The organism is Pseudomonas sp. K5002 (assembly GCF_013386655.1).
Lineage (GTDB): Bacteria > Pseudomonadota > Gammaproteobacteria > Pseudomonadales > Pseudomonadaceae > Aquipseudomonas.
Genome location: NZ_JACARK010000440.1, coordinates 1 through 2,741 on the forward strand (window position 1 = coordinate 1; position 2,741 = coordinate 2,741).

At 60.9% G+C, this 2,741-nt stretch carries 5 protein-coding genes; 1 reads left to right on the top strand and 4 read right to left on the bottom strand.

The features are described 5' to 3' along the window. The 3 genes from HX846_RS19870 to HX846_RS19880 all read right to left on the bottom strand — a co-directional run. The coding region (locus HX846_RS19870) for an amidohydrolase family protein (RefSeq protein WP_178965954.1) at positions 1-480 on the bottom strand (480 nt) is incomplete at its 3' end. 145 nt (positions 481-625) lie between these two features. Then, complete coding sequence (locus HX846_RS19875; protein WP_102605232.1) at positions 626-1,312, bottom strand: SDR family oxidoreductase; 687 nt, start codon at positions 1,310-1,312, stop codon at positions 626-628. Between the two features lie 26 nt (positions 1,313-1,338). Continuing rightward, positions 1,339-1,689 (bottom strand): MerR family transcriptional regulator, encoded by a 351-nt coding sequence (locus HX846_RS19880; protein ID WP_003211171.1) that lies wholly within the window; start codon positions 1,687-1,689, stop codon positions 1,339-1,341. A gap of 83 nt (positions 1,690-1,772) precedes the next feature. Here HX846_RS19880 and HX846_RS19885 point away from each other — a divergent pair, with 83 nt between their 5' ends. After that, entirely contained in the window at positions 1,773-2,165 is a 393-nt protein-coding gene (locus HX846_RS19885) for a hypothetical protein (protein ID WP_177036397.1), read from the top strand. 302 nt (positions 2,166-2,467) lie between these two features. On the opposite strand, the gene HX846_RS19890 is transcribed toward HX846_RS19885, so the two are convergent. After that, the coding region (locus HX846_RS19890) for a DUF1949 domain-containing protein (RefSeq protein WP_178965955.1) at positions 2,468-2,741 on the bottom strand (274 nt) is incomplete at its 5' end.

Consider the following 2,741-nt stretch of genomic DNA (forward strand, 5'->3'; position numbering starts at 1 on the left):
GCTCATGGAGCCGCGGGTGAGCATGGCGCGCATGCCCAGATCGCGCACGCTGTCGACTTGCACGTCGATCGCCTGTTCCAGGCCGTCCGGGAACAGGTAGTGGTGGTCTGCCGCCGTGGTGCAGCCCGAGAGCAGCAGTTCGGCCAGGGCCACTTTGCTCGCCAGCGCGAGTTTTTCCGGGGTGAGTCGGGCCCAGACCGGATACAGGGTTTTCAGCCAGGGAAACAGCGGCTGGTTGACCACCGGCGCCCAGGCGCGGGTCAGGGTTTGATAGAAGTGATGGTGGGTGTTGATCAGCCCCGGAAGCACCACATGCTCGCGGGCATCAAAGACTTGCCCACAGGGCACGGAGGGTTCTTGGCCCCAGCCCAGCACTTCGGTGATCACACCGTCTTGCAGCACCAGGCCGCCACGGGCGTCGAGGCCATTGGCAGTGAAAATCGCGAGGGGGTTTTTTAACCAGATACGGGTCGCAGGCATTGGCCGGCTCCTCTGAATGATGGGTTCAGGTTTGCCAGCTCAGTGTTGCCCTGTCTGCTGATCCAGGGTCGCCGGGGAGGGCGAGGTGCGCAGTTTACGTGTGGATCGTTATCGACGGCAATCGGCCGATAACGATCCCGGTTTTTTACCAGGCGATGGTGTCGCCCTTGTAGTCCACAAAGTGATGGCCGCCCTTGCCGGTGTAGGCATTCACCTGGTCAACCAGGCCGCGCACGCTGGTGGGCACGTCGATGTGGGCGTTTTCGCCACCCATGTCGGTCTTCACCCAGCCCGGGTGCAACGACAGCACGGTCAGTTTCTGATCGCCCAATTGGGTGACGAAGCTGTTGGTCATGGAGTTGAGGGCGGCCTTGCTGGCCTTGTACAGCGCCAGATCCGAGCCGTCGGGAATGGTGACACTGCCCAGGATCGAACTCATGAAGGCCAGCACGCCGGTGCCTGGGCGGATCTGCCCGACAAAACGCTGGGCCAGGTTGATCGGCGCCACGGCGTTGGTGAAAAACAGTTGGCCGACTTCAGCCAGGGTGGCGTGGCCCGGTTCCTGGTTGGCCGGGCCTTTGACACCGGCATTGACGAACAGCAGGTCGAAGGTTTTTTCCTTGAGGCGCTGGCTGAGGGCGATTACCGCCTGCTGGTCATCCATGTCGAGCTTTTCGATTTGCACCTCGCCCAATGCCTTCAAGGCATCGGCCTTTTGCGGGTCGCGCACGGTGGCGGTCACCTCCCAGCCGTCCGTCAGCAGTTGCTTGGCCAGGCCAAGGCCCAGGCCCCGGGAGGCGCCGATAATCAGTGCGGTTTTTGAAGTGGACATGAATGGCTTCCTTTGACGGTGGAGGTTCACGGGTTCAGTGGACAACGCTGGCCGAGCCTTTGCTGCAACTCCTGGCGCAGTTGGTCGAGTTCGGCGATGCGGGTTTCGATCAGGTTGAGCTTGTCTTGCAGGAGCTGGGTCACGGCGCTGTCGGGGTCTGGAGCTTGCCATAATGCGCCGACGCTGTTGCCGATTTCACCCAGGCTGAAGCCCAGGCGCTGGGCGGTCTTGATGTACAGCACCAGTTGCACCATGTCGGCGGGGTAGTCACGGTAACCGTTGGCACTGCGTTGCGCGGCAATCAGCCCGCGTTGCTCGTAGAAACGCAGGGTGTCGCGACTGACCTGGCTGGCCTGGGCTAATTCGCCGATACGCATGTAGAGGGCTCAAGGGGGCTTGACCCTGGAGCATACTCCAGGCTTTAGCCTGCTGGCTTCTTGAATTTAAGGAGCTTACGGCTATGTGGACCGCACACCAATACCGTCGACTGGTTCGGGCCAGCGGTTGGTACGACCTGATCGTCACCGCCGCACTGGTCACACCCTGGACGTTTGTCCTGCTGCATAACGCCCTGGTGGCGTTGAACCTGCCCGGCGAGCTGCCGCCGTTCGCGCCTGTGCATATGTTGATGGCGAACCTGATGGGCTCGATTGTCTGCGTGTGGTCGGTGCTGCGAATCCGCGACCCACAAGCGATCTTTGGCCGCTACGACGCCGCCGGCCGAGTGCTGTTTGCCACCTGGCAGATCTACGCGCTGGCCCATGGTGCCAGTACTGTATTGGTGATTGTCGTGGTGTTTGAAGTGCTGTGGGCGGTGGCTCAGTTGATACCGGTGCGCCTAGCAGCAAGTTGATCAAAAAACGCTCAGTTGTGCCGGAACGTTGCAGGCTCTGCTGCGGGGTCACTCTTGCACGGGTTATCCACAGGTTGCTCCACAGTAATTGTGCGCAAGCGTGACCGGTGGATATAAGCGCTGTGGCCCTTTGTTCTAAAGGACATAACCCGCCTAACTGACTGTTTTTGAGCTGGATTAATACTTTCGTGCAGTGCCTTGAACAAAAACTGTACAACCGTCTGAAACCCTTGTGACAGAAGGGTTACAGGCGAGTGTGCTCAGGTTATCCACAGGCAGGTGCACAGTAGATGTGGGCAGTTTCAGCGCTCCAGCAGAATGCGCCCGCGACTCAGGTCGGCGAGCTGCGCTTGCAGGGTGTCGATATGTGCCTCGCCGAGGGCCAGCTGCAGGTCGACGCCATTGGCGGTGAAGGTTTCTTCCATCACCAGCCCACCCAGTTCGGCCACTCGCAGCTTCACCAACTGCAGCTCGGCAAAACCACAGGAGCAGCTCAGCGGCACCCGTTTGATCAGCTCGACGCGTTCGGCGGCTTGCAGGCATTTGTTCGCGCCGCCGCCATAGGCGCGGGCCAGG